The organism is Streptomyces brasiliensis (genome assembly GCF_014647875.1).
Classification (GTDB): domain Bacteria; phylum Actinomycetota; class Actinomycetes; order Streptomycetales; family Streptomycetaceae; genus Streptomyces; species Streptomyces brasiliensis.
The window spans coordinates 76194-97396 of record NZ_BMQA01000030.1 but is presented as its reverse complement, the minus strand read 5'-3'; the positions used below and the strand labels follow the sequence as shown (position 1 = coordinate 97396).

The following is a 21203-nucleotide window of genomic DNA, read 5'->3' as shown; positions in this document are numbered from 1 at the left end:
AACCGCCCCGTCTGACGTGAGCCCTGCCCGGCTCCGCCGGAGCCGTCTTCCGCCGCTCCACGACGGCACTCACCGACCGGCACCGGTTCGCTCCGCGAACCAAGTCGCTGCGCCGCTCCGCGCCGCTACGACATGATTCGCTTCACCCCCGGCGTAAACGCCGGAGCACTGCGAATGAAGCCGGTAGCAAGCGCGACTGCGGTGGACGCAGCCAGCTTGCGCAGCCTGACTGACACTGTTACCCCCCTGATTTCTGTGAGTCTGCTGTGGATGCAGCGGCCATCCTTCCTTTTCCCAAATCTCCTGGGCTGGTAGCTAGTTGAAGCTGCTGCAACGATTTTCTGGCCATGTGAGGGGAATGTGCGGCGTTGATCCATCGGCACCGAGCCCGATACTGATCCGCCCGCCGGGTCGGGTGCCAGGCGGACGGATCAGCCGAGGTGGGCCCGGGGCGGGCACAGTCCGGTTTCAGACCGTAGGTGGGCGGCGCCGAAGCAAGCGGTCCATATGGCTCATGGCCTCCCTGCGGCTGTCATCGCTGACGTGCGTGTAGACGTTCATCGTCACCGCGATCTGCGAATGCCCCAGGATTTCCATGACGGTGCGCGGTGCGACGCCGGCCGCGAAGAGCAGGGACGCACATCCGTGGCGCGTGTCGTGCAGACGCACCTTCGGCAGCCCTGCGGCCTCTGAGATCCGCAGGAAGGACCGGTAGAGGTTGCGCGGCTCGATGGGCCGACCGCTCCGGGTGGTGAACACCAGGCCGCTGCCGGGCCACTCGGGCCCGGCAGCGGTTCGCTGCTCCGCCTGCCGCAGACGAACACCTCTTTCACCGCCTCGGCCAGCTGTTGCCGGCGAACCTCACGGCCGGTGGGCCGGCGGCTGCGGTGCTTGTAGAACCACGACTCGCTCACGCCCAGGGCGCGGCAGGAGACGCGGTGCGGGATGCCGTGCATGGTCCTTTGGTCTCCGATCGCCCCGACGACGGACGCCGGGTCCGCCACGGCTACTTCACCCACAGGACCATGCAGCGTTTGAGGACATCACGCTCCATCGCGAGTTCCTTGTTGTCCCGTTTGAGCTGGGCGTTCTCCCGCCGCAGCCTCTCCAGCTCGTCATTCCCGCCGCCCGGCGCGGTGCCCGCGCGACGGGCCCACGATACCCAACTGGCCAGCGTGGTCTCGTTGATCCCCAGATCCTTCGCGACCTCGGCGACGGTCTTGCCGGTCTCGGTAACGATCCGTACGGCCCCCTCGCGGAACTCCGCATCGAACTTCCGTCGCTTCTCTGCCATGACTCCCAACTTCCCCTGCAGTCACGGTCTCCACGCTACGAGGGGAGGGACAAACTGCGTGACAACGCCGACGCACAATGGCGAACAACCGCGGACGTTTGTGGACCGTCACAACAGGTGAGAGACGCACCGGCCCAGGGTCAGGCGCTCCGGGAAGTTGCTTCGGGACGAAGAGGTCGCCATCAAAGAGGGCCACTCCAGGCGGCCCGCTTGATGCGTGCATCCTGGGCGGCATGACGAATCCCGGCGGCTCGTACGTGAAGGTGCACTTCCGGCTTGAGATAGAGGCCGACTGGCCTCCGGCCTCGGTGGAAAGCCTGTGGGCCATCGACCAGGGGGACGGCACTGTGCAGCTCGACAACATTCCATGGTTCGTCCGAGGCATTGCCTGCGGGGACATCGTGGCCACGGAGCCCGACGAGGAAGGCGTGCGATGGGCCGGCGGGGTGGTTCGGCGTTCGGAGAACTGCACCATGCGCCTCATCGTGTTCCGTGACGGCGGCTCAGGAGCTGCGCGGCAGAGCGTGATCAACGCGTTTCAGGAACTCGGCGTCGACGGCGAGGGCATAGAGCGGTTCGGCATGGTGGCCCTGGACGTCCCTCCCACCGCTGATCTCGCCAAGGTGCAAAGGCTGCTCAACCACGGCGTAGCCGAGGAGTGGTGGGACATGGAAGAGGGGTGCATCACCGCGCAGTGGCGGGCCGCTTCCGCCGGCTGACGCCGGTCATGTGGGCCACGGCTGGGCCGTCCCTGGGCCGTCCGACGTCGCTCGACAGCAGCCAACGACAACCAATGACGACCCCTAAGGCACCTACGCCCACTGCCCTGACCAGTGAAAACGCAGGTCATCGAGATCGGCGACAAGACCCAGGGCAAGAAGAAGTAGGCTTGCGCGATCAAACCGTCTCGACCGGGCTGATCATCAACGGCCTGGCAGATACACGTCTGGCTCAGTCGACTGGTCAGGAAGGCGCACCCGCCAGGACTTCTACCTTCCCGGTGTCGAGGGAATAGTACGCGCCGACCACGGCAAGAATGCCCTTTCTTACGAGTGGGGTCAGGTCCTGGTTGGAGCGCAGGTCGGCTGCGGTCAGCTTGGCCTGCGCGCGGGCCATGGTCTCGACCGGGTCGGCACCGCCTTCCTTGACTGCCTGTTCGTACGCAGGACGCAGAGCCTTGGCGATCGCTTCGAGGTTGCCCGGCAGCGGCTTGCCGCCATGGAGAGACTTGTACGCCGCTTCGATGGCTCCGCACCGCTGATGCCCAAGGACCACGATGAGCGGAGTGCCACTCGTCATGGGCCCGTACTCCACAGAACCCGTAACCACCGGCTCGACCGCCTCTCCTCCAGTGCGCATCACGTACAGATCACCCAGCCCGGTGTCGAAGAGAAGTTCAGGCGGCACCCGGGAGTCGATGCAGGCGAGGATCGCGCCGAACGGCTTCTGCCCCTGGGCAACGAACTGGCGCCGGTTCGGATCCCGGTCGGGGTGTTGGAGGTCTCCGCTCACCCACCGCTTGTTGCCATCCATCAGCCTCGCGAGTGCTGCGGCGGGCGTTGTCGGGCCCACTTCCGGCGAAGCACTGGTCGCCAGTGGGGTGGCGCTCGTCGACGAGCACCCCGCAAGCGCGGCCGTGGAGACTGCGAGTCCACCAGCGAGCAGAGCCCTGCGATTCGGGTGTTCCGCTGCGACCATCGGTCGTTCCCCTCAATCCGCCGAGACGCGCAAATAAGCCATGACCAGGCGATTGTTCAGCGCGGTGAGGAAGCCAGACCGCAGGCACAAGCAGGCGAGGACCGCTTTCCCGCAGACGGCCCACCGAATCCGTTCCGGCGGCCGCATGAAAGCCTTCTGCGCGAAGCGCACCTTCAGTCAGCCCAACAGGGAGAGCAGTCCGGGGCCTTGTCCGAGCCGGAGAGAGTAGCCCGGGTGGGTGACCCGGCTACTCTCCCCGTAGAGGTGGAACGGCGGGTCGTCGTCGGCAGGCGCCGTTTGCAGCCGCCGCTTCAGATGCAGTGGCTTCGCTCACCGCCAGAAGGTGGCCGCGACTGGTAGCAACGCGGAGTACGTCAACCTCGCCAGTACCTGCCAAGTTGCCGATGCTGTAAAGCGGAGAATTACAGCAACCTCGACGACCGCAGCTGACCCTCAACAGCCATCTACGTCCGACCGACCAGCCCATCAGACCTCACTGACCCCCCAGCCGATAGTTCGGGAGCAAGAGGTCGCATGCCACAGTCGTGCCAGATACGAGGGTCAGCCGCGGTCAACAAGGGTGTCTGGCGGGCGTATCCATGCCTGCTAGCTCGGCCACGAAAGTCGCAGGTCATAGGCAAGACTCCCCTACCTCTCTCCTAAAGCGGGGTCGCAGGTTCGAATCCTGCCGGGGGCACTAGGCGAAACGGCCCGGACCGATCATGGTCTGGGCGAGCCCACGAATGGGTGAGGCCCGCATAGACGAACGGCCACCGGCTGATCTTACCCGCAAGGCTCGCGCCACCTGGGGCGGCTTCAACCCCCCAGCAAACATCTCGGCGGCCTGGAACCGCACTCGCTCCCGCCGTGCCCGCTCCACCGCGGTCAGGCCGCCCCCATCGGGGATCCCACCGGCATACACCCACCACCGAAGCCGTCGTCACCCCGAAGCGAAAGCCTCAGTTGCGAGGTAGAAGCAAAAAGGTGAGGGTGGATAGAGAACACATAAGCGAGCGCCAAACGGGAGCTCCTCATGCAAGCGAAAAAGGCTGATCTGTACGCACTCGACCTGACCCAAGCACGCTGGGTCAAGAGCAGCAAGAGCCCCTACACGTCCACCTGCATCGAGGTAGCGGACCTTGGTGGCGGAGCTGTTGCCGTCCGTGACTCGAACCATCGAGAACTGTCGCCTCTGCGGTTCACCGCAGAAGAATGGGCAGCTTTCCGAGACGGTGTGCGCGAGGGAGAGTTCGGTTAGAACATCTCGCGTTCACCAATGCAGCCGGGCCCGGCTTCACACGTTAATTGTAGCGATTTCAGTATTGTTCGCACTCAGACCTCGGCAGCCCTTACGCCGTACTTCGCACCGAGTAAGGCCGACCCGAGCCACGGCCGTGCCAGATGGAGCGGGGAGCCACGGGGAACCCCAGAAGCCTGACGGTGCATCAGGCAGACGCTGGCATTGGCGATGATGTCGCAGGTCAGTCGAGGCAATGACCGCACCCCGTTCCTAAAGTGGTTGCATCGCTCACCGGGCCCACACCTGTTGGAACTTCTCGGTCGTGATGACCTCCAGCGGATCCTCTTCAGAGTTACTACTCCCGTCTCCCCAATTCTGCCGGCCGGCACGGGTTCGACGGCGGACTCACCGGACGACGGCAAGCTCGCCATCGTTCAATGGGCCGTCGAGGACTTCGGCAAGCTGATGATCGAGCCGCTGGGCTCTGCAGATGGTCGCCCGCGCACTCGACATCCTGGCTAAGCAGCCCGATTCACCGGTGAGTTACACCTCACTGGCCACCCAGCTGGGCATGGAGAAGAAGAACCTTCAGTGCAACCTCTCGGCCTTTACGCGCACCATGCACCGGCACTACAAGCGCCGCAACTGGCCGATGACATGGGTAAGGCGCCCACAAACGAACCAGGGCTTAAGTCGGAGTTCTTTTACACAATGACCGCGACCGTCGCGGAGCGCTGGCTGACGGCCCGCGACCACGGCTGACGCGTAAGAACGAGCTAGAGGATCCTGACGGCAGTAGATGACGGCAACAGAGCCGTACGCATGGGGACCTTGGCGGTAGTAGGTGGACTGCCTTGAGTCCTTGGAGTAGCAACGCGGCGGCGCGCATGTAGCCAAAAATGAACTTGTAAAGCGAAGGTCGTCGGTTCGAATCCGACAGGGGGCTCCAGGAAACACACGAAAGGGGTCCCGCACTGCATGTGCGGGACCCCTTTCGTGTTGCCGTCAGCCCAGCAGGCCGCCCACGAGCCCCGGCTGGCCCGAGGAGGACGAGCCGCCGCTCGGGCTGCCGCCGCCGGCGCCGCCCGTGCCGCCTGAGCCGCCGGACGTGTCGCCGCCGCCCGACGTCGGGCCCGCCGAGGTGCTCGGGGCCTGGCCGCCCGCCGGGGACGTGTGCTGCGGTGGGGCCTGGCCCGCGGTGGTGCCCTGGGTCTGGCTGGGGGCGCCGCCCGGGGCCGTACCGGACGGGCGGGTCGCGCCCGGCGTGGTCGCCGCGCCCGAGGGGCCGGCGCCCGCCGTCGCGCTCCCGGACGGGGAGCTGGAGGCCGGCGGTGTCGTGCCGTGCCCGCGGCCGGGCTCCTCCGGCAGGGGCGAGCCGGGGAGGTTGTTGCGGGGGGCCTCGCCGGGGCCTGGGACGACCACGCGGCTGGAGTCGCGCACCGCGCCACCGAGGAGCGAGCCGATGAGCAGGGTGACGCCGATGGTGAGAGCCGTGATGAGGGCGCCGCGGCGCAGGACGTAGCGGCGCAGTTCCCAGATGTCGGAGCGGGGTCCCAGGGTGCGCCAGGCGCCGGCGGCGAGACGGCCGTCGACGGAGTAGACCGGGGCGCCGGCGATGATCAGCGGGGACCAGGCGGCGAGGTAGATGATGTCCGGCGCGTCGTAGGCGGGGACCGTCTTCCAGCTGACGGTGACGATGAGCGCGGCGGACAGGAGCGCGCCGATCACGGCGGCGACGCGCTGCCAGCAGCCGAGGACCGTGAGGACGCCGACGACGACCTGGAGGAAAGCGATGACGAGGCCGGAGCCGACCGGGTGCTGGAGGGCGAACTGCCGCAGCGGCTCGGCGACTTCCCAGGGGTGGAGGGTGTTGAGCCAGGTGACCATCGAGCCGCGCTTGCCGCCGTCGAAGTAGACGGGGTCGCAGAGCTTGCCCATGCCGGCGTAGATGGAGATGAAGCCGAGGAAGATGCGCAGGGGCAGCAGGACGACGCCGAGGTTCATGCGGCGGCCGGGGTAGTACGCGTGCCGGTCGGGGTCGTCGGCGTGGCGTCGGCCGTGGGGCTCGGTGGCCGGGTCGTCCGGTTGCCCCTGGTCGTCGTAGGGGTCGTGGTCGTGGTCGCCGTAGGCGCCGAACCGGTCGTCCGCGTAGGCGGGTTCGTCGTAGGCGCTGCCCACGGTCCGCATGTGCGGAAGGAGTCGGGTCCGGGTGGAGCCGGCGGTGCGCTGGTGGCCGAGGACGGGGGTCTCGACGGTGCGGTCGAAGTCGCCGTAGCCGCCATAGCCGTGGTCGTTGTCGCCGTAGCCGCCGTCGATGCGCGGGATGACCTGGGTGGCTCCGGTGCCGGCCGAGGGCTCGTCGGCGTGGCGGACGCTGCCGCCCCGCACGGCCTGGAGCAGACGGTGGGCTCCGGTGTCGTCGGGGGCGGACTGGCCGCTCCAGACGACGGGGCGACGGCGGCCCACGGTCGTGCCCGCGGTACCGGCGACGGGGATACGGGCGGTGTCGCCGGTGGCGCTCAAGTGCCGTGCGACCCGGGGGGACTGCCTCGCCGAGGCGCCCAACTGGACGCGGAAGCTCGCGTGATTGACGATGACCTGCGCCGGATCGCTCGGCACCTTCACCATGCTCAGCGCGGGAGCGTCGTCGAACCCCGACGAGCGGTCCCCCGTGGGTGTGCGGGGTGTTCTGGTGTCCACACTCATCTAACCGAGTGACACGGAGTTAGGACACTGCTTCGGCGCGCCGGATCTGTCCGGGCCGCGTCAAGGATGCCCCGGACGTCCGGATTGGCCCGTACGGGTGAGGTTGCGGACGCGTGTTCAGGCGCGTCGGCGTGCCGCCTCGTACAGCACGATGCCTGCGGCGACACCCGCGTTGAGCGACTCGGCACCGCCCGGCATCGGGATGCGCACGCGGAAGTCGCAGGTCTCGCCGACCAGTCGGGACAGGCCCTTGCCCTCGCTGCCGACGACGATGGCGACGGGTCCCTCTAGGGCCTCCAGGGCGCCGAGTTCGACCTCACCGTCGGCGGCGAGGCCGACGACGGTGATCCCGGCCTTCTTGTACGCCTCGAGGGCCCGCGTGAGGTTGGTGGCGCGGGCGACGGGAGTACGGGCTGCCGTGCCGGCGGACGTCTTCCAGGCGCCGGCCGTCATGCCGGCGGCGCGCCGCTCGGGGACGAGCACGCCGTGGCCGCCGAAGGCGGAGACGGAGCGGACGACGGCGCCGAGGTTGCGCGGGTCGGTGACGCCGTCGAGCGCGACGATCAGCGGGTCCTCGCCCTCGTCGTAGGCGGCGTCGGCGAGGTCCTCGGGGTGCGCGTACTCGTACGGCGGGACCTGGAGGACGAGGCCCTGGTGGTTGAGGCCGTTCGTCATCCGGTCCAGCTCGGGGCGCGGCGCCTCCATGAGGTTGATGCCGCCGCGCTCGGCGGCGAGCTGGAGTGCCTCACGGACGCGCTCGTCGTTGTCGATGAACTGCTGGACGTAGAGGGTGCTCGCGGGCACGCCCTCGCGGAGCGCCTCGACGACCGGGTTGCGGCCGACGACCAGTTCGGAGGTCGACCTGCCGCCTCCCCGGCGCTGCGGCGGGCGGCCCTGTGCGCGGCGAGCCTTGGCCGCGGCGGCGCGCTGCTTGGCGTGGCCCTTGCGCATCTCGGCGGGCGGGGTCGGGCCCTTGCCTTCGAGGCCCCGGCGTCGCTGGCCGCCACTGCCGACCTGCGCGCCCTTCTTGCCGGACATGCGGCGGTTGTTCGCGGCCATGACCTACCTGTCTCTGTGAAGCGTCTGGATACGTACGTCTATGCAGTGTGCCGCCCGGGTGGCCGGGCGGCACAATCGATCAAGCCCGGGCCGGTGTTCAGCGCGGGCCGAGGGTCCAGCGCGGGCCCTGCGGGCTGTCCTCGATGACGAGGCCGGACTGGTTGAGCTGGTCGCGGATGGCGTCGGCGGTGGCCCAGTCCTTGCGGGCGCGGGCGGACTCGCGCTGGTCGAGGACGAGGCGTACGAGGCTGTCGACGACGCCGTGCAGATCCTCGCCGCGCTCGGCGCTGTCGCCGGCCCAGTGCGGGGCGAGCGGGTCGAGGCCGAGCACGCCGAGCATGGCCCGCACCTCGGCGAGCCGGGCGACGGCGGCTTCCTTGTCGTCGGCGGCGAGGGCGGAGTTGCCCTGCCGGACGGTGGTGTGGACGACGGCGAGGGCCTGCGGGACGCCGAAGTCGTCGTCCATGGCCTCGGCGAAGGCGGGCGGGACCTCGGCGGCGGGTTCGACGGCTCCCCCGGCCTTCTCGACGACGCGCTGCACGAACCCCTCGATGCGCGCGAACGCCGACTCGGCCTCGCGCAGCGACTCCTCGCTGTACTCGATCATCGAGCGGTAGTGCGGGGTGCCGAGGTAGTAGCGCAGGACGATGGGCCGCCACTGCTTGACCATCTCGGAGACGAGGACCGAGTTGCCCAGCGACTTGGCCATCTTCTCGCCGGCGATGGTGACCCAGGCGTTGTGCAGCCAGTACTGGGCGAAGTCGTCGCCATAGGCCTTGGCCTGGGCGATCTCGTTCTCGTGGTGGGGGAAGATCAGGTCGATGCCGCCGCCGTGGATGTCGAAGGCGGAGCCGAGGTACTTGTGCGCCATGGCCGAGCACTCCAGGTGCCAGCCGGGGCGGCCGGGTCCCCACGGGGTGGGCCAGGTGGGCTCGCCGGGCTTGGCGGCCTTCCACATGGCGAAGTCTCGGGGGTCGCGCTTGCCGGTCTCGCCCTCGCCGGAGGGCTGGAGGAGGTTGTCCAGCTCCTGCCGGGACAGCTGGAGATAGCCGGGGAAGGAGCGCACGTCGAAGTAGACGTTGCCGTCGGCCGCGTAGGCGTGGCCGCGCTCGATGAGCCCCTGCATCATCTCGATCATCTCGGTGACGTGACCGGTGGCGCGGGGTTCGTACGTCGGCGGGAGGCAGCCCAGTGCCGTGTAGCCGTCGTCGAAGGCGCGCTCGTTGTCGTACCCGATCGACCACCAGGGCCGGTTCTGCTCGTGGGCCTTGGCGATGATCTTGTCGTCGATGTCGGTGACGTTGCGGATGAACGTGACGTCGTAACCGCGGTGGGCGAACCAGCGGCGCATGATGTCGAAGTTCAGCCCCGAGCGGATGTGTCCGATGTGCGGGGCCGCCTGCACGGTGGCACCACACAGGTAGATCGAGACACAGCCCGGCGTGAGCGGGGTGAAGTCACGGATCTGCCGGGCGCTGGTGTCGTACAGGCGAATAGTCACGACACCAGGGTAGTGGGCGCATGGCGATGCCATGCGCCTTCCCGGGAGGAACGGTGACACCTGGGCGGCGGCGGGTCCGCGCTCGCTCAGTCCACCCGCACCACGAGTGCCGTGGCGATGGCCAGCAGGCCCTCGTCGCGGCCGGGGAAGCCGAGGCCGTCCGTGGTGGCGCCGGAGACGGACACCGGGGCGCCGGCCGCTTCGGAGAGGAGTTTCTGGGCCTCGTCGCGGCGTTTGCCGATCTTGGGGCGGGGGCCGACGACCTGGACCGCGACGTTGCCGATGCGGAAGCCGGCCGCGCGGACGATGCGCGCCGCTTCCGTCAGGAGCGTGATGCCGGACGCGCCGGACCACTCGGGGCGTCCGGTGCCGAAGTGCTGCCCGAGGTCGCCGAGGCCCGCCGCGGAGAACAGTGCGTTGCACGCGGCGTGGGCGACGACGTCGGCGTCGGAGTGTCCGGCGAGTCCGGGGCCCTCGCCCTCCCACTTCAGGCCGGCGCACCACAGTTCGCGGCCCTCTTCGAAGGCGTGGATGTCGGTGCCGATGCCGACCTGCGGAAGCGGCGTGTCAGAAGCCATCGTTGAGCCTCCTGCGGGCCAGGACCGCCTCCGCCAGGACCAGGTCGAGCGGTCGCGTCACCTTGAAGGCCTCCTCGTGTCCGGGGACGCACACGACGGGCTCGCCGAGCTGTTCGACCATGGACGCGTCGTCGGTGACGTCCTGGGTGACGCTCTCGTGGGCGTGCACCAGCGTGGCCCGGTCGAAGCCCTGGGGTGTCTGCACGGCGCGCAGCCGGGACCGATCGGGCGTGGCCACGACGGGCTCCGGCCCCGCCTCGGGCTGCGGCTCGACCTCCTTGACGGTGTCGGCGAGCGGCAGTGCCGGGACGACGGCCCGGGCGCCGTCGCGCACGGCCTCGATCACCGCGTCGACGGTGTCCACGGGGACGAGCGGGCGGGCGGCGTCATGGACGAGAACGATGCCGTGGTCGGGCGGCAGGGCGTCGAGGCCGAGCCTGACCGATTCCTGGCGGGACTCGCCGCCGGGGACCACCAGGAAGTCGGTCCTCTCGGGCAGTTCGTACGCGTCGAGCAGCGACTTGACCTCGGCGGCGCCGTCGGGCGGGGACACGACGACCACGAGGGAGACGGAGCGGGAGGCGGCGAGCGCGCGCACCGCGTGGATCAGCATGGGCGTGCCGTTCAGCGCGCGCAGCGCCTTGGGGGCGCCCGGACCGAGGCGTACGCCCCGTCCGGCGGCCGGGATCACGGCGGCGACCAGGGACTGCGCGGGTACGGCAAGCGGTACGTCAGACATCGGTTCCTGTCAGGTTTGTGTGCTCGGCCTACGTGGGTATGGCCCAGGCGAGTGCCGGGCGCGACGCCTCGACCGGACCCTTCCGTGACACCGGTCGAGTCGGCAGCCCGGGCCCGGCACATCAAGTATCGGGGGACTTCCTCCGTGGCGTACGGCATCCGGACACCTGTTCATCCGGCGTATTTCTCCGGGGACGCAACATGCCGCAGCGCCCGGCGACAAGGGACTGTCGCCGGGCACCGCGGCATTTCGCTGTACTGAGCCGAGCGGGTTGTGTCCGCGCAGGAAGTATCGGGCAGCCGGCCGTAGTTCCGGCCGGAGAGACGGGTTCCGGTACGCGTTGACGCGCGCACTGGATCCCGCTCACCTGGTTGACGGCACCACTGCTGCCTCGGCCTGATCCGGCGGACAGGCCCCTGGTGTCAGGACGCGAGGACCTCGTCGAGGAGAGCCTCGGCCTTGTCCTCGTTCGTGTTCTCCGCGAGGGCGAGCTCGCTCACCAGGATCTGGCGGGCCTTGGCGAGCATGCGCTTCTCACCGGCGGAGAGTCCGCGCTCGCGCTCGCGACGCCACAGGTCACGCACGACTTCCGCGACCTTGATGACATCGCCGGAGGCGAGCTTCTCCAGATTTGCCTTGTATCGACGCGACCAGTTCGTGGGCTCCTCGGCGTACGGCGCGCGCAGCACCTCGAAGACCCGGTCCAGCCCGTCCTGACCGACCACATCACGCACGCCGACGAACTCCGCATTGTCCGCTGGCACACGTACCGTCAGGTCACCCTGGGCGACCTTCAGCACCAAGTAGGTCTTGTCCACGCCTTTGATCTGGCGAGTTTCGATGGCCTCGATCAGCGCGGCCCCGTGATGGGGATAGACCACGGTGTCGCCAACCTTGAACGTCATGTGACAGGTACCCCTTCCGTGGCTATCCAGGGTAACACGGAAACGGCGGGTTCTGAATGGCGTTTTCGCAGGTCAGGGCATATCTCGGGGCTTGACAACAGCGACAGGAACGTGCTTCGGAAGGTCGGCGGAAGCAGGTATTCGCAGGTGGGAGCGGCTCTCCGGGCGAGGTGAAACGCGTACGCTACACACATCCGGAGCCTCCTCCAAGTGGACGAACGTCCGCATTTGTCCGGTCCCAGGAGTGCGACTTCCGCTACTCCGTTCGGTGGCCCGAGTCGGGTACGGGACGAATCCGGAATTGATCTACGACCCCCGGCCTGATCGCCGGCGTGATCAATTCCGGGACGGTGTCGCATTCCTTCACGGAAATTTTGCGCCGACTTATGTGAATGCCGGACGAGTACCCCGGCAAAGCGACTCAAGGGTCGCTTGTGGCGGGCGGGCGTACCCCCGGCCGGAGGGAAGCCCGGCACTTGGGGGAGGGTCGGGTGCAGCCGCGCGGGAACGGCTCGGTAGCCTGAGGCCGCTGACAGACACTTAGGGCGGCTTTAAAAGGAGTCGCCCCTGCGTTCAAGGAGTTGCCGCCGCCGTGAGCAGCAGCCTTCGACGCGGCGCCCTCGCCGCCTCCGCCATCGTGTTCTCGATCGCCTCGCTCGCCGCGTGCGCGGCCGGAAACGACTCCCAGACCCTCCAGGTCAAGCCGGACAACGCGGCGACCAGCGTCGGCGCCATCAAGGTGCAGAACGCGGTCGTCATCACGCAGCCCGACCTGCAGTCCACGGGCCCGGCCGTGATCGCCGCCACCGTCTTCAACACCGGCAGCACGCCGCAGACGCTGCAGCACATCACCGTCGCCGGCACCAACAAGTCGGCCGCCCTGTCCCCCGCCAAGGGCCAGTCCCTGACGATCCCGGCCGGCGGCCGGCTGATCATCGGCGGCAAGGACAACGCCTCCGCGGTGCTGGCCAGCAGCCGCGCGGCGGTCCAGGACGGCAACGCCCAGAAGATCACCTTCACCTTCAGCCAGACCGGTGACGTGAGCCTGCGCGCCTTCGTCGTCCCGGCGCAGAGCTTCTTCACCTCGTGGGGCCCGAGCGAGATCCCGACGGCCACGGCCCCCGCGGGCGCGACGGCGAGCGCGAAGCCGTCGAAGAGCGCGTCCGACGGCGCGACGACGCCCAACGGCACCACCCCGAGCGATGCGGCGTCGGCGTCGACCACGCCGTCCGGCAACTGAGCGGTCAGTCGTACGACAGCCGTCGCAACCGTCGTACGGCGAAGGGCGGCACCCCATCAGGGGTGCCGCCCTTCGCCGTACGACCGTCCGGGGACCTTGCGTCCCGGTGCGGCTTACGGCTCGAACTTGTAGCCGAGGCCGCGGACCGTCACCAGGTACCGCGGGGCACCCGGGTCGGGCTCGATCTTGGCGCGCAGGCGCTTGACGTGGACGTCGAGGGTCTTGGTGTCGCCCACGTAGTCGGCGCCCCAGACTCGGTCGATGAGCTGCATGCGGGTCAGGACGCGGCCCGCGTTGCGCAGCAGCATCTCCAGGAGGTCGAACTCCTTGAGGGGAAGGTCGACCTTCGAGCCGGAGACCGTCACCACGTGCCGGTCCACGTCCATGCGGACCGGACCGGCCTCCAGCGCGGCCGGGGTGACCTCCTCCGGCTCACCGCGGCGACGCAGGACGGCGCGGATGCGGGCGACCAGTTCGCGAGAGGAGAAGGGCTTGGTGACGTAGTCGTCGGCTCCTATCTCCAGGCCGACGACCTTGTCGATCTCGCTGTCCTTGGCGGTGACCATGATCACCGGAACGTTGGAGCGGCCGCGCAGCTGGCGGCACACCTCCGTGCCGGGCAGCCCCGGCAGCATCAGGTCGAGGAGGACGAGGTCGGCGCCGTTGCGCTCGAACTCGTCGAGTCCGTCGGGGCCCGTGGCCGCCACTGCGACCTCGAAGCCCTCCTTGCGGAGCATGTACGACAGGGCGTCGGAAAAGGACTCCTCGTCCTCGACGACGAGCACTCGGGTCACGGAAGGACCTCCGGGGCGGGAAGCGTTTCATACGCGGTTGAGTCTGGGGAAAGTGCGGAAGCTGTGGTCTGCGCGTCCTCTTCGTCGAGGTCGGGATGCTGCTGGGCGCGGTCTCGGGCCACACCCGCCTCCTGCAGCCGCAGGGTGAAGGTGGAGCCCTGGCCTTGGGCGCTCCACACCGTGACCTCCCCGCCGTGCGAGGCGACCACGTGCTTGACGATCGCGAGACCCAGGCCCGTGCCACCGGTGGCACGGGAGCGGGCGGGGTCGACGCGGTAGAAGCGCTCGAAGATGCGCTCCTTGTCCTTGTCCGAGATGCCGATGCCCTGGTCGGTCACGGCGAGCTCGATCATGTCGCCGCCGGACCCGCTGACCCGGCGCGCGGCGATGCCGACGCGGGTGCGGGCCGGGGAGTAGTTGACGGCGTTCTCCACGAGGTTGCCCAGGGCGGCGGCGAGCTGTCCGCGGTTGCCCCAGACGTGCAGGTCGGCGGTGCCGCCCGCGGCCATGGTGATCTGCTTGGTGCCGGCCTGATGGCGGCAGCGGTCGATCGCCTCGGCGACCAGTTCGTCCACGCGGACCGGCTCGGCGTCCTCCAGCGGGTCGTCGTTCTGCACCCGGGAGAGGTCGATGAGCTCCTGGACCAGGTTGGTCAGGCGCGTGGCCTCTATCTGCATGCGTCCGGCGAAGCGCTCCACGGCCTCCGGGTCGTCGGAGGCGTCCATGACGGCCTCGGACAGGAGGGAGAGCGCGCCGACGGGGGTCTTCAGTTCATGGCTGACGTTCGCGACGAAGTCGCGTCGTACCGCTTCGATCCGCCGGGCCTCGGTGAGGTCCTCCACCAGGAGGAGCACCAGGCGCGAGCCGAGCGGGGCCACGCGCGCCGAAACGGCCAGGGCCTCGCCCCGGCCGGTCCCGCGGCGCGGGAGGTCCAGTTCGACCTGGCGTATCTCTCCGTCGCGCCGGGTGTCCCGGGCCATCTGGAGCATGGGCTCGACGGCGAGCTTGCCGCCGCGGACCAGGCCCAGGGCGTATGCCGCGGAGCTCGCCTTGACGACTGCGTCGGCCTCGTCGAGGACGACGGCGGAGGAGCGAAGCACGGACAGGACGGTGTCGACGCCTGGTGGCAGCACCGGGTCCGTGTGCAGGGAGGTCCGCGTCGGGCGCTTCTGCTCCCGCTCGCTCCAGCGGAACGCCAGCATGGCGATGACGCCGGTGAGAACCCCGGCGATCGCTGCCGCTGCGGCGACCGCCGCGTTCACGTCCATGCGTCCAGGTTAGGCATGCGCCACGACATCCCCACAGCCGTCCCAGTGCGAGCTAGGACACTCGTCGCCCAGAGTTCACCTTGGAGCCAGTATTGGTTCATTTGGGGTGGCGGAAACGGACGCGTGCGGCCCGGAACGTGGGAGCGTGGGGTTCACCGTCGGCTTCGCCGCGGGCCCCGGCCCCGGAAGCCCATGACACGTAGGAGAGGGAACCCAATGCGGGACGCGTACCACGAGGAACTTGATTCGATCGGCGACGGTCTGGTGGAGATGGCCCGGCTGGTCGGGTCGGCGATCGGGCGCGCCACGACGGCGATCCTGGACTCCGACCTCAAGCTGGCCGAGAGCGTCATCGAGGCGGACAAGAAGGTCGACGAACTCCAGCACGACCTGGAGGCACGGGCGATAGCCCTGCTGGCCCGGCAGCAGCCCGTGGCCACGGACCTGCGGATCGTCGTCACCTCGCTTCGTATGTCCGCCGATCTGGAGCGGTCGGGCGACCTCGCCCAGCATGTGGCGAAGCTCGCACGCCTGCGCTTCCCCGCGCGCGCGGTCCCGCACGACCTGCACGCCACGATCCTCGAGATGGGCCAGCTCGCGCAGCGCCTGATGGCGAAGGCGGCCGAGGTGATCATCACCAAGGACATCGACCTCGCGCTCCAGCTGGAGCAGGACGACGACGAGATGGACCTGCTGCACCGCACGCTCTTCCAGCACCTGCTGGACGACAAGTGGAAGCACGGCATCGAGACGGCAGTCGACGTCACCTTGCTCGGCCGCTACTACGAGCGCTACGCCGACCACGCGGTGGCGGTGGCCAAGCGCGTCGTGTTCCTGGTGACGGGCGAGCACGCCGACGACTTCCAGCCGGACACCCAGCCGGTGACGGGGGTCGAGGGAGCCTAGCCCTCCGGGGGTTCGGCCGGCGCAGTCGCCGTGCCGGGGGCTCGCGGGGTGTCGGTCGGGCGTGGGGACGCCTCCGTGCGCCGTTGATGCGCCGGACGGAACGGGCATGGAATGGGCAAAGGCACAAGGCGCCCGAGCCTCTAGCCCTCCGGGAGGGACCCATGGCCGAATCCCCCAGTACGACGCCCGACCGCACGCAGGAGCGCGAGACCGAGCAGCCCGCCGAGATCAAGAGCCTCCCGCTCTTCGGCGCGTGCGGCTGCGGCTCGGGCTGTGGCTGCGGATGCCAGCAGGGCAACCCTTGCCAGTGCGGCTGACGCCGTACAGCCGTAGAGCCGCACTGCCGTACACACACGGATACGAGGACGAAGGGCCCCGGTGACGAGATCACCGGGGCCCTTCGCCGTGCGTGCGTCCTCCGGTCGCCCGAGCGGGGCCCGGAGGCGCAGCATGAAAGGAGCACCGCCGGAAAGCCGGAACCACTCGGGAAGAGGAGGTGCGAGGTCATGACCCAGTTCATAGACATCCACCACGGCATGAAGGGCATCACGGACGAACAGCTGAGGCAGGCGCACAAGGCCGACCTCGCCGTTGAGAAGGAAGAAGGCGTGCACTTCGAACGCGCCTGGGCGGACCCCGAGTCCGGAATCGTCTACTGCCTCTCCGAAGGCCCCGACGCGGCTGCCGTCCAGCGCGTCCACGAACGCGCCGGCCACAAGGCGGACGAGATCCATCCGGTGCCGCTGTCGATCTGGTGACGACCGAGGACCTGCCGGTGCAGTCCGCGCCGTCCCGGATCTGCGCGTCCTGACCCGGCCAGGGCCCATGGGTGTCTTGCCATTTCACTGGAACAGCCTTGTAGAGAAAACGGCATCGTTCTACGCTCGTCCTGACGCATCGAGGGCGGACACGCGGATGATGGGGATCGTGCACGGCGCGTTGCGTCGCGACCTGGACCGCGTGCGCGCGGTGCTGACCTCCGAGCCGTATCCGCAGCCCGGGCAGCGGCGTGCCCTCGGCGAGCATGCCGTGTGGTTGATGGAGCTCCTCCACGCCCACCACACCGGCGAGGACGAGGGCCTTTGGCCGCTGGTGCGCGAGCGCGCCCCGGCCGCGGCTCCGCTCCTCGACTCCCTGGAGACCGATCACCGCCGGATCAACCCGGCGGCCGCGGCCCTGACGGCCGCCGCCCGGCGGTACGCGGCCACGACAGCCGACGGGACACGCGTCGAACTCCTCACGGCACTGGACACGTTGACGAACGTGCTGGTGCCGCATCTGGAGCGCGAGGTCGAAGAGGCCATGCCGGTCGTCTCGGCGCACATCACGCACGCGGAGTGGCACGCCTGGGATCAGAAGTACAACGTGAAACCCAAGTCCTTCGCGCAGCTCGGAAGGGAGGGGCACTGGCTCCTCGACGGCATCGACCCCGAGGGCTACCGGATCGTGGCTCATCAGGTGCCGGCGGTGCCACGGTTCATCCTGCTGTACGGCTTCGCCCGCGCCTACCGGCGTCGGACCGCGGCGTGGTGGCAGCCGCAGATCCCGGCGCAGAGCGTGGTGGAGCGCTGATGGCGGCGGAAAAGGCGCCGCGGACGAGACGCCGGTACCGGTCACCACGACGCGAGCAGCAGGCGGTGGAGACAAGGGCCTTGGTGCTCGCCGCGGCCGTCAGGCTGTTCGGGGAGCGCGGCTGGGCAGCGACGGGGATGCGTGACGTCGCCCGCGAGGCGGGCGTGTCGGTCGAGACTGTCTACGCGGGCTTCCGTTCGAAGAGCGATCTGCTCATGACGGCGCTCGATGCCGCCATCGTCGGCGACGCGGAGCCGGAAGCGCTCGGTGAGCGTCCGGAGTTCGCCGCGCTCGCCACCGGGACCCGGCGGGAGCGGATCGCGGCCGCCGCCCGGCTGGTCACCGCCATCCACCAGCGCACCGCGGGTGTGCATCTCGCGCTCCGGGAGGCGGCCGCCTCGAACGGCGACTTGGCTCGGACGTTGCGGGAGGACCAGCAGCGCCGGCGGATCAGCATCGAGCAAGGCATGACCCATGTCATAGGTCGTGCGGTGACCCGCGCGGAGCTCGACGGGGTGTGGGCGGTCCTCGGCGTCGAGGTCTACCAGTTGCTCACCGACCTCTCGGGCTGGTCACCGCAGCAGTACGAAGAGTGGGCGGCCGGTGTCATCGACCGGCTGCTCGACGCATGACACGCATGGATGCGACCTCGAGGGGGAGAGAGTGACGGGCATCGAAGCGAATCGGGGCGTCCCGCCGGCGTACCGCACGGAGGTGATGGTCGACGCGTCGGTCGAGGCCGTGTGGCGCGTCGTCGCGGACGTCACCCGCACCAGTGAGTGGAGCCATGAATGCCACCGGGTCACCTGGCTCCGCGGGGCGACCGCGGCGGCACCCGGTGCACGGTTCCGCGGGCACAACCGGTCGGGCCGGCTGCGGTGGAGCCGGGTCTGCGAGATCGTCGCGCTCGAGGCCCCCTGCCTGATCAGCTGGCGCACGATCGCCACCCCGCTGTTCCCCGACAGCACCGTCTGGAGCATCGCACTGGAACCGGTCGGCACCGGGACACGGGTGGTGCAGACCTATCGGACGGGTGACCCGCCTCGCTGGTTCAGCTGGATCGTGGGGAAGCTGGTCCCGGCGCACCTCGACCGCAAGGGCGCGCTCGCCGACGACCTGCGTCGGATCGGGACGATCGCCGCCTGCGACCGGCACGGCACCGTGACGCGACGCTGAGGACCCACCGTGGACCCAGGCCGTGAAACCTGCTTCTTCCCGCCCTGGGTCTTGGCGACTTCGGGTGACTCCGCCCACGGCCCGCCCCGCTGCCGGGGACGCACCCCCGGACTGACTCCGGGGGTGTCGCTGCGCGCCGGACGGGCAACACCGTCACATCGGCCGCGGGATCCGCGGACGGGAGGTGCACGGTGACCGTCGACGGAGCGGTATTTGCTGCTGCTCAGAAGCCACTGGCGGTGTAGCAGTTGGCGGTTCCGCCGACGTAGGTGACCGAGGAGTAAGTGTTCTGGGGATCCTGGTTCAGGTGGAGGCCGAAGGCGGCGCCGGTCAGCTTGGCGTTGAGCGTGACGTAGGCGTCGTACGGCACGGTCGTGCTGACGGGGTCGGCGTCGGCCTGGACGACCATCACCTTGCGCTTGCTGCTGTCCATGGATCCGTAGTCCTTGAGCCGGCCGAACTTGAGGCTGACCGAGCGGCACGTCACCCGCTTCGTGGTGGCGAAGACGTCCCAGGCCTTGTAGTCGGCGCCGACTTCGTACTGCAGGAGCCGGCCGCCCACGGTGACGCTGCCGCCACTCCAGTTGTAGGGGAAGAACTTCCGGATGCTGATGTTGCTGTAGGCGTAGAGGTAGTGCCCGGTGAAGCCGAGGCTCTTGTTCTTGGAGTCCAGAACGTAGATGCGGTAGCTCCAGCGGCCCTGTGCCGGCGCGGTGGTCGTCACCGAACCCTTGCCGTTGACGGCCTTGAGAGAGACGACCTTCTTGAAGACGCGGGCAGTGCCCATCTCACGCCGCAGTTCGACGTGGCTGTTCTTGGGCAGGCCGGCAAGCGAGTAGTTGATCGTCACCTTCGACTTGGCGTCGACCTTCGCACCCTTGCCGAACCCCCAAGTGATCTTGGGGGCGGTCGCCGCGTCCGCGGCCGGGGCTGCGAACAGGGGAAACATCGTGGCGGCGATCACAGCCGCGCCTATGCGGAACCGCATGGTTCTCCTCGTAACGTAAATGTGAAGATCTCGTGAGTAGATCTTGGAGAGAGAGTGAAGCAGGACGTGTACTGGCGAGTAAAGTCCCCGCTCACCATGCAAGATCGCGCCGTTCCGCCCCGGGGGACGCCCGTTCCTGGACTGCTGCCCTGCGGACCTTCCAAGGGGCAGGCGGCAGACGTGGGCGGGTGCCGCCGGGCCTCCCCCGCTCTCTGTGCTTCGCCACGGCTTTTCAGGGGGGCGGGCGGGCAGCCGGGCCCGCGATCCCGCCCCGCCTGAAAAGCCATCCCCAGCAAAACTTGAGAGTTAAGGGAAAACAGCGTCCGCCGGGGCTCGCTCGCCCCCTCTGACCTGCACTTTTCCTGCGGACGCTAAACAGAATGTGTAGCGTCCACCAGTATCCGCAGCGTCCGGCCACCCTCCGCTACTAAGGGCGCGTTTCCGCAGGTCAACACGGCTCTTAGCATAGGGCCGGCTGCGGACGCTGCCCCCTCCGGAACAACGAAGAGACCACCCATCCGGCCGGGGTGGTCTCTTCGTTCCAGGGCCTGTCCGACGGGTCGCGTCACCGACCCCGCACCCACCAGCGCTGTCACCCGAATGGCGCACCATGACGCGCCACCCACATGGGTGGAGATCAAGCTGGCTAGTGCCCCAACCGAGGCAATGCGTGAAAGGGGAACCAAATGCGCATTCGACGAATCCTCGCCGCCGTCATCGCCACGGCAGCCCTCGCCGGACTCGGCCTCACAGGCGCCGCCACCGCCACCGCCGCCACCGCACAAGGTGCCCCAACCTATGTCACCCCTTCTGAGTGCAGGCAGGGCGGCGGAACGCCCGATCTGACGGACAACCTCTGCAAGGGCGGTACGCACAACGGGGAGAAGATCGACTAAACCCCACAAGGCGCCCCGCAGCCACGCGCCGCGGGGCGCTCCCGCGCGAGCGTAGCCGGGCGGGTCGCAGGGACTGTGCCGACCCGTCGGGCACGCTGGGTCCGGGTCGGCCCGGAAGCACGCGGCGGGCGGGAGCTCCGCTGCAAGCTCCGTGATGTGCCTCTACCCGACCCCGTGGCAGAGGCACTACAGGAGCACATCAAACGGTTCCCGAGCGAACGGCCAGCCGGTGACCCGGCGACTCATCTTCACGGGTCCCAACGGTGGGCACGTCTGGCGGACGCCGCTGAACGAAGACCACTGGAAGCCCGCGCTCGCGAAGGCGGGCGTCATCCCGAAGGCCAAGAGTCGCGAACACGCCGCCGCCCGTGAGCACGGCATGCACGCCCTGCGGCACTTCTACGCGTCGGTGCTGCTGGACGCAGGAGAGAGCATCAAGGCCCTCGCCGAGTACCTCGGACACTCAGACCCGGGCCTGACGCTGAAGGTGTACGCGCACCTCATGCCGAGCAGCCGGGACCGGGCCCGGAAGGCTCTCGGTAGGGCGCTCAAGCCACAAGATCACATGGGCTGAGGTTCCAGAGAGGTTCCAGGGCACGAAAATGCCTCCCACCCGCGCCGAACGCGCAGGTGGGAGGCATGA

The 21203-nt window shown here is 69.0% G+C and carries 21 protein-coding genes, 1 tRNA gene and 3 pseudogenes; 12 read left to right on the top strand and 13 right to left on the bottom strand.

Translation table 11 applies throughout. The features are described from left to right. Window positions 1-468: 468 nt before the first annotated feature. Window positions 469-819: pseudogene (locus tag IEZ19_RS32640) on the bottom strand (tyrosine-type recombinase/integrase); the annotation flags it as partial. A 187-nt stretch (window positions 820-1006) separates the two neighbouring features. Beyond that, complete coding sequence (locus IEZ19_RS32635) at window positions 1007-1294, bottom strand: transposase (protein ID WP_189314915.1); 288 nt, start codon at window positions 1292-1294, stop codon at window positions 1007-1009. A 233-nt stretch (window positions 1295-1527) separates the two neighbouring features. Between IEZ19_RS32635 and IEZ19_RS32630 the strand changes: the two genes are divergently transcribed. Then, on the top strand, window positions 1528-2013 hold the full coding sequence (locus tag IEZ19_RS32630; RefSeq protein ID WP_189314914.1) for a DUF4265 domain-containing protein: 486 nt from the start codon (window positions 1528-1530) through the stop codon (window positions 2011-2013). Between the two features lie 244 nt (window positions 2014-2257). Here the strand turns inward: IEZ19_RS32630 and IEZ19_RS32625 are convergent, their stop codons facing one another. Beyond that, on the bottom strand, window positions 2258-2827 hold the full coding sequence (locus tag IEZ19_RS32625) for a carbonic anhydrase (protein WP_229841130.1): 570 nt from the start codon (window positions 2825-2827) through the stop codon (window positions 2258-2260). Window positions 2828-3620: 793 nt separating this feature from the next. Between IEZ19_RS32625 and IEZ19_RS32620 the strand changes: the two genes are divergently transcribed. Beyond that, window positions 3621-3686, top strand: a tRNA-Arg gene (locus IEZ19_RS32620). A gap of 90 nt (window positions 3687-3776) precedes the next feature. On the opposite strand, the pseudogene IEZ19_RS54225 reads toward IEZ19_RS32620, so the two are convergent. Further along, a pseudogene (locus tag IEZ19_RS54225) lies at window positions 3777-3899 on the bottom strand (IS630 family transposase); the annotation flags it as partial. Window positions 3900-4025: 126 nt separating this feature from the next. On the opposite strand from IEZ19_RS54225, the gene IEZ19_RS32615 reads away from it, so the two are divergent. Next, the gene (locus tag IEZ19_RS32615; RefSeq protein ID WP_189314912.1) at window positions 4026-4250 is read left to right on the top strand and encodes a DUF397 domain-containing protein; all 225 of its coding nucleotides are present in this window, start codon (window positions 4026-4028) and stop codon (window positions 4248-4250) included. 987 nt (window positions 4251-5237) lie between these two features. Here IEZ19_RS32615 and IEZ19_RS32610 read toward each other — a convergent pair. The 6 genes from IEZ19_RS32610 to IEZ19_RS32585 all read right to left on the bottom strand — a co-directional run bounded on the left by IEZ19_RS32610 (window position 5238) and on the right by IEZ19_RS32585 (window position 11720). After that, on the bottom strand, window positions 5238-6938 hold the full coding sequence (locus IEZ19_RS32610) for a DoxX family membrane protein (protein WP_189314911.1): 1701 nt from the start codon (window positions 6936-6938) through the stop codon (window positions 5238-5240). 117 nt (window positions 6939-7055) lie between these two features. After that, entirely contained in the window at window positions 7056-7997 is a 942-nt protein-coding gene (rlmB, locus tag IEZ19_RS32605) for a 23S rRNA (guanosine(2251)-2'-O)-methyltransferase RlmB (RefSeq protein ID WP_189314910.1), read from the bottom strand. Window positions 7998-8094: 97 nt separating this feature from the next. After that, on the bottom strand, window positions 8095-9498 hold the full coding sequence (gene cysS / locus IEZ19_RS32600; protein WP_189314909.1) for a cysteine--tRNA ligase: 1404 nt from the start codon (window positions 9496-9498) through the stop codon (window positions 8095-8097). Between the two features lie 86 nt (window positions 9499-9584). After that, window positions 9585-10076, bottom strand: coding sequence for a 2-C-methyl-D-erythritol 2,4-cyclodiphosphate synthase (gene ispF, locus IEZ19_RS32595; RefSeq protein WP_189314908.1), 492 nt, complete (start codon window positions 10074-10076; stop codon window positions 9585-9587). After that, window positions 10066-10815 (bottom strand): 2-C-methyl-D-erythritol 4-phosphate cytidylyltransferase, encoded by a 750-nt coding sequence (gene ispD, locus IEZ19_RS32590; RefSeq protein ID WP_189314907.1) that lies wholly within the window; start codon window positions 10813-10815, stop codon window positions 10066-10068. The genes ispF and ispD overlap by 11 nt, the downstream gene beginning before the upstream one ends. Window positions 10816-11237: 422 nt before the next feature. Next, window positions 11238-11720, bottom strand: a complete 483-nt coding sequence (locus IEZ19_RS32585; protein ID WP_003953493.1) for a CarD family transcriptional regulator — start codon at window positions 11718-11720, stop codon at window positions 11238-11240. 592 nt (window positions 11721-12312) lie between these two features. Here IEZ19_RS32585 and IEZ19_RS32580 point away from each other — a divergent pair. Next, window positions 12313-12960 (top strand): DUF461 domain-containing protein, encoded by a 648-nt coding sequence (locus tag IEZ19_RS32580; RefSeq protein WP_189314906.1) that lies wholly within the window; start codon window positions 12313-12315, stop codon window positions 12958-12960. Window positions 12961-13073: 113 nt separating this feature from the next. On the opposite strand, the gene phoP is transcribed toward IEZ19_RS32580, so the two are convergent. Together phoP and phoR are read right to left on the bottom strand one after the other, a co-directional pair. Beyond that, the gene (phoP, locus tag IEZ19_RS32575; RefSeq protein ID WP_018568744.1) at window positions 13074-13745 is read right to left on the bottom strand and encodes a two-component system response regulator PhoP; all 672 of its coding nucleotides are present in this window, start codon (window positions 13743-13745) and stop codon (window positions 13074-13076) included. 5 nt (window positions 13746-13750) lie between these two features. Next, the gene (phoR, locus tag IEZ19_RS32570; protein WP_189314905.1) at window positions 13751-15022 is read right to left on the bottom strand and encodes a two-component system sensor histidine kinase PhoR; all 1272 of its coding nucleotides are present in this window, start codon (window positions 15020-15022) and stop codon (window positions 13751-13753) included. 216 nt (window positions 15023-15238) lie between these two features. Between phoR and phoU the strand changes: the two genes are divergently transcribed. The 6 genes from phoU (at window position 15239) to IEZ19_RS32540 (ending at window position 18676) form a co-directional block, all read left to right on the top strand. Next, window positions 15239-15928, top strand: a complete 690-nt coding sequence (gene phoU / locus IEZ19_RS32565; RefSeq protein ID WP_189314904.1) for a phosphate signaling complex protein PhoU — start codon at window positions 15239-15241, stop codon at window positions 15926-15928. 161 nt (window positions 15929-16089) lie between these two features. Beyond that, on the top strand, window positions 16090-16245 hold the full coding sequence (locus IEZ19_RS32560; RefSeq protein ID WP_189314903.1) for a hypothetical protein: 156 nt from the start codon (window positions 16090-16092) through the stop codon (window positions 16243-16245). A 189-nt stretch (window positions 16246-16434) separates the two neighbouring features. Beyond that, complete coding sequence (locus IEZ19_RS32555; RefSeq protein ID WP_189314902.1) at window positions 16435-16686, top strand: SCO4226 family nickel-binding protein; 252 nt, start codon at window positions 16435-16437, stop codon at window positions 16684-16686. A 160-nt stretch (window positions 16687-16846) separates the two neighbouring features. Beyond that, entirely contained in the window at window positions 16847-17500 is a 654-nt protein-coding gene (locus IEZ19_RS32550; protein WP_229841132.1) for a hemerythrin domain-containing protein, read from the top strand. Between the two features lie 65 nt (window positions 17501-17565). After that, a complete protein-coding gene (locus tag IEZ19_RS32545; RefSeq protein ID WP_229841128.1) occupies window positions 17566-18132 on the top strand; it encodes a TetR/AcrR family transcriptional regulator in 567 nt (188 codons plus the stop codon). 31 nt (window positions 18133-18163) lie between these two features. Next, the gene (locus IEZ19_RS32540) at window positions 18164-18676 is read left to right on the top strand and encodes an SRPBCC family protein (RefSeq protein ID WP_189314899.1); all 513 of its coding nucleotides are present in this window, start codon (window positions 18164-18166) and stop codon (window positions 18674-18676) included. Window positions 18677-18899: 223 nt separating this feature from the next. Here the strand turns inward: IEZ19_RS32540 and IEZ19_RS32535 are convergent, their stop codons facing one another. Beyond that, window positions 18900-19664, bottom strand: a complete 765-nt coding sequence (locus IEZ19_RS32535; protein ID WP_189314898.1) for a hypothetical protein — start codon at window positions 19662-19664, stop codon at window positions 18900-18902. A gap of 686 nt (window positions 19665-20350) precedes the next feature. Here IEZ19_RS32535 and IEZ19_RS32530 point away from each other — a divergent pair. Further along, complete coding sequence (locus IEZ19_RS32530; protein WP_189314897.1) at window positions 20351-20560, top strand: hypothetical protein; 210 nt, start codon at window positions 20351-20353, stop codon at window positions 20558-20560. Between the two features lie 144 nt (window positions 20561-20704). Beyond that, window positions 20705-21134 (top strand): annotated as a pseudogene (locus tag IEZ19_RS32525) (tyrosine-type recombinase/integrase); the annotation flags it as partial. Between the last annotated feature and the right edge of the window lie 69 nt (window positions 21135-21203).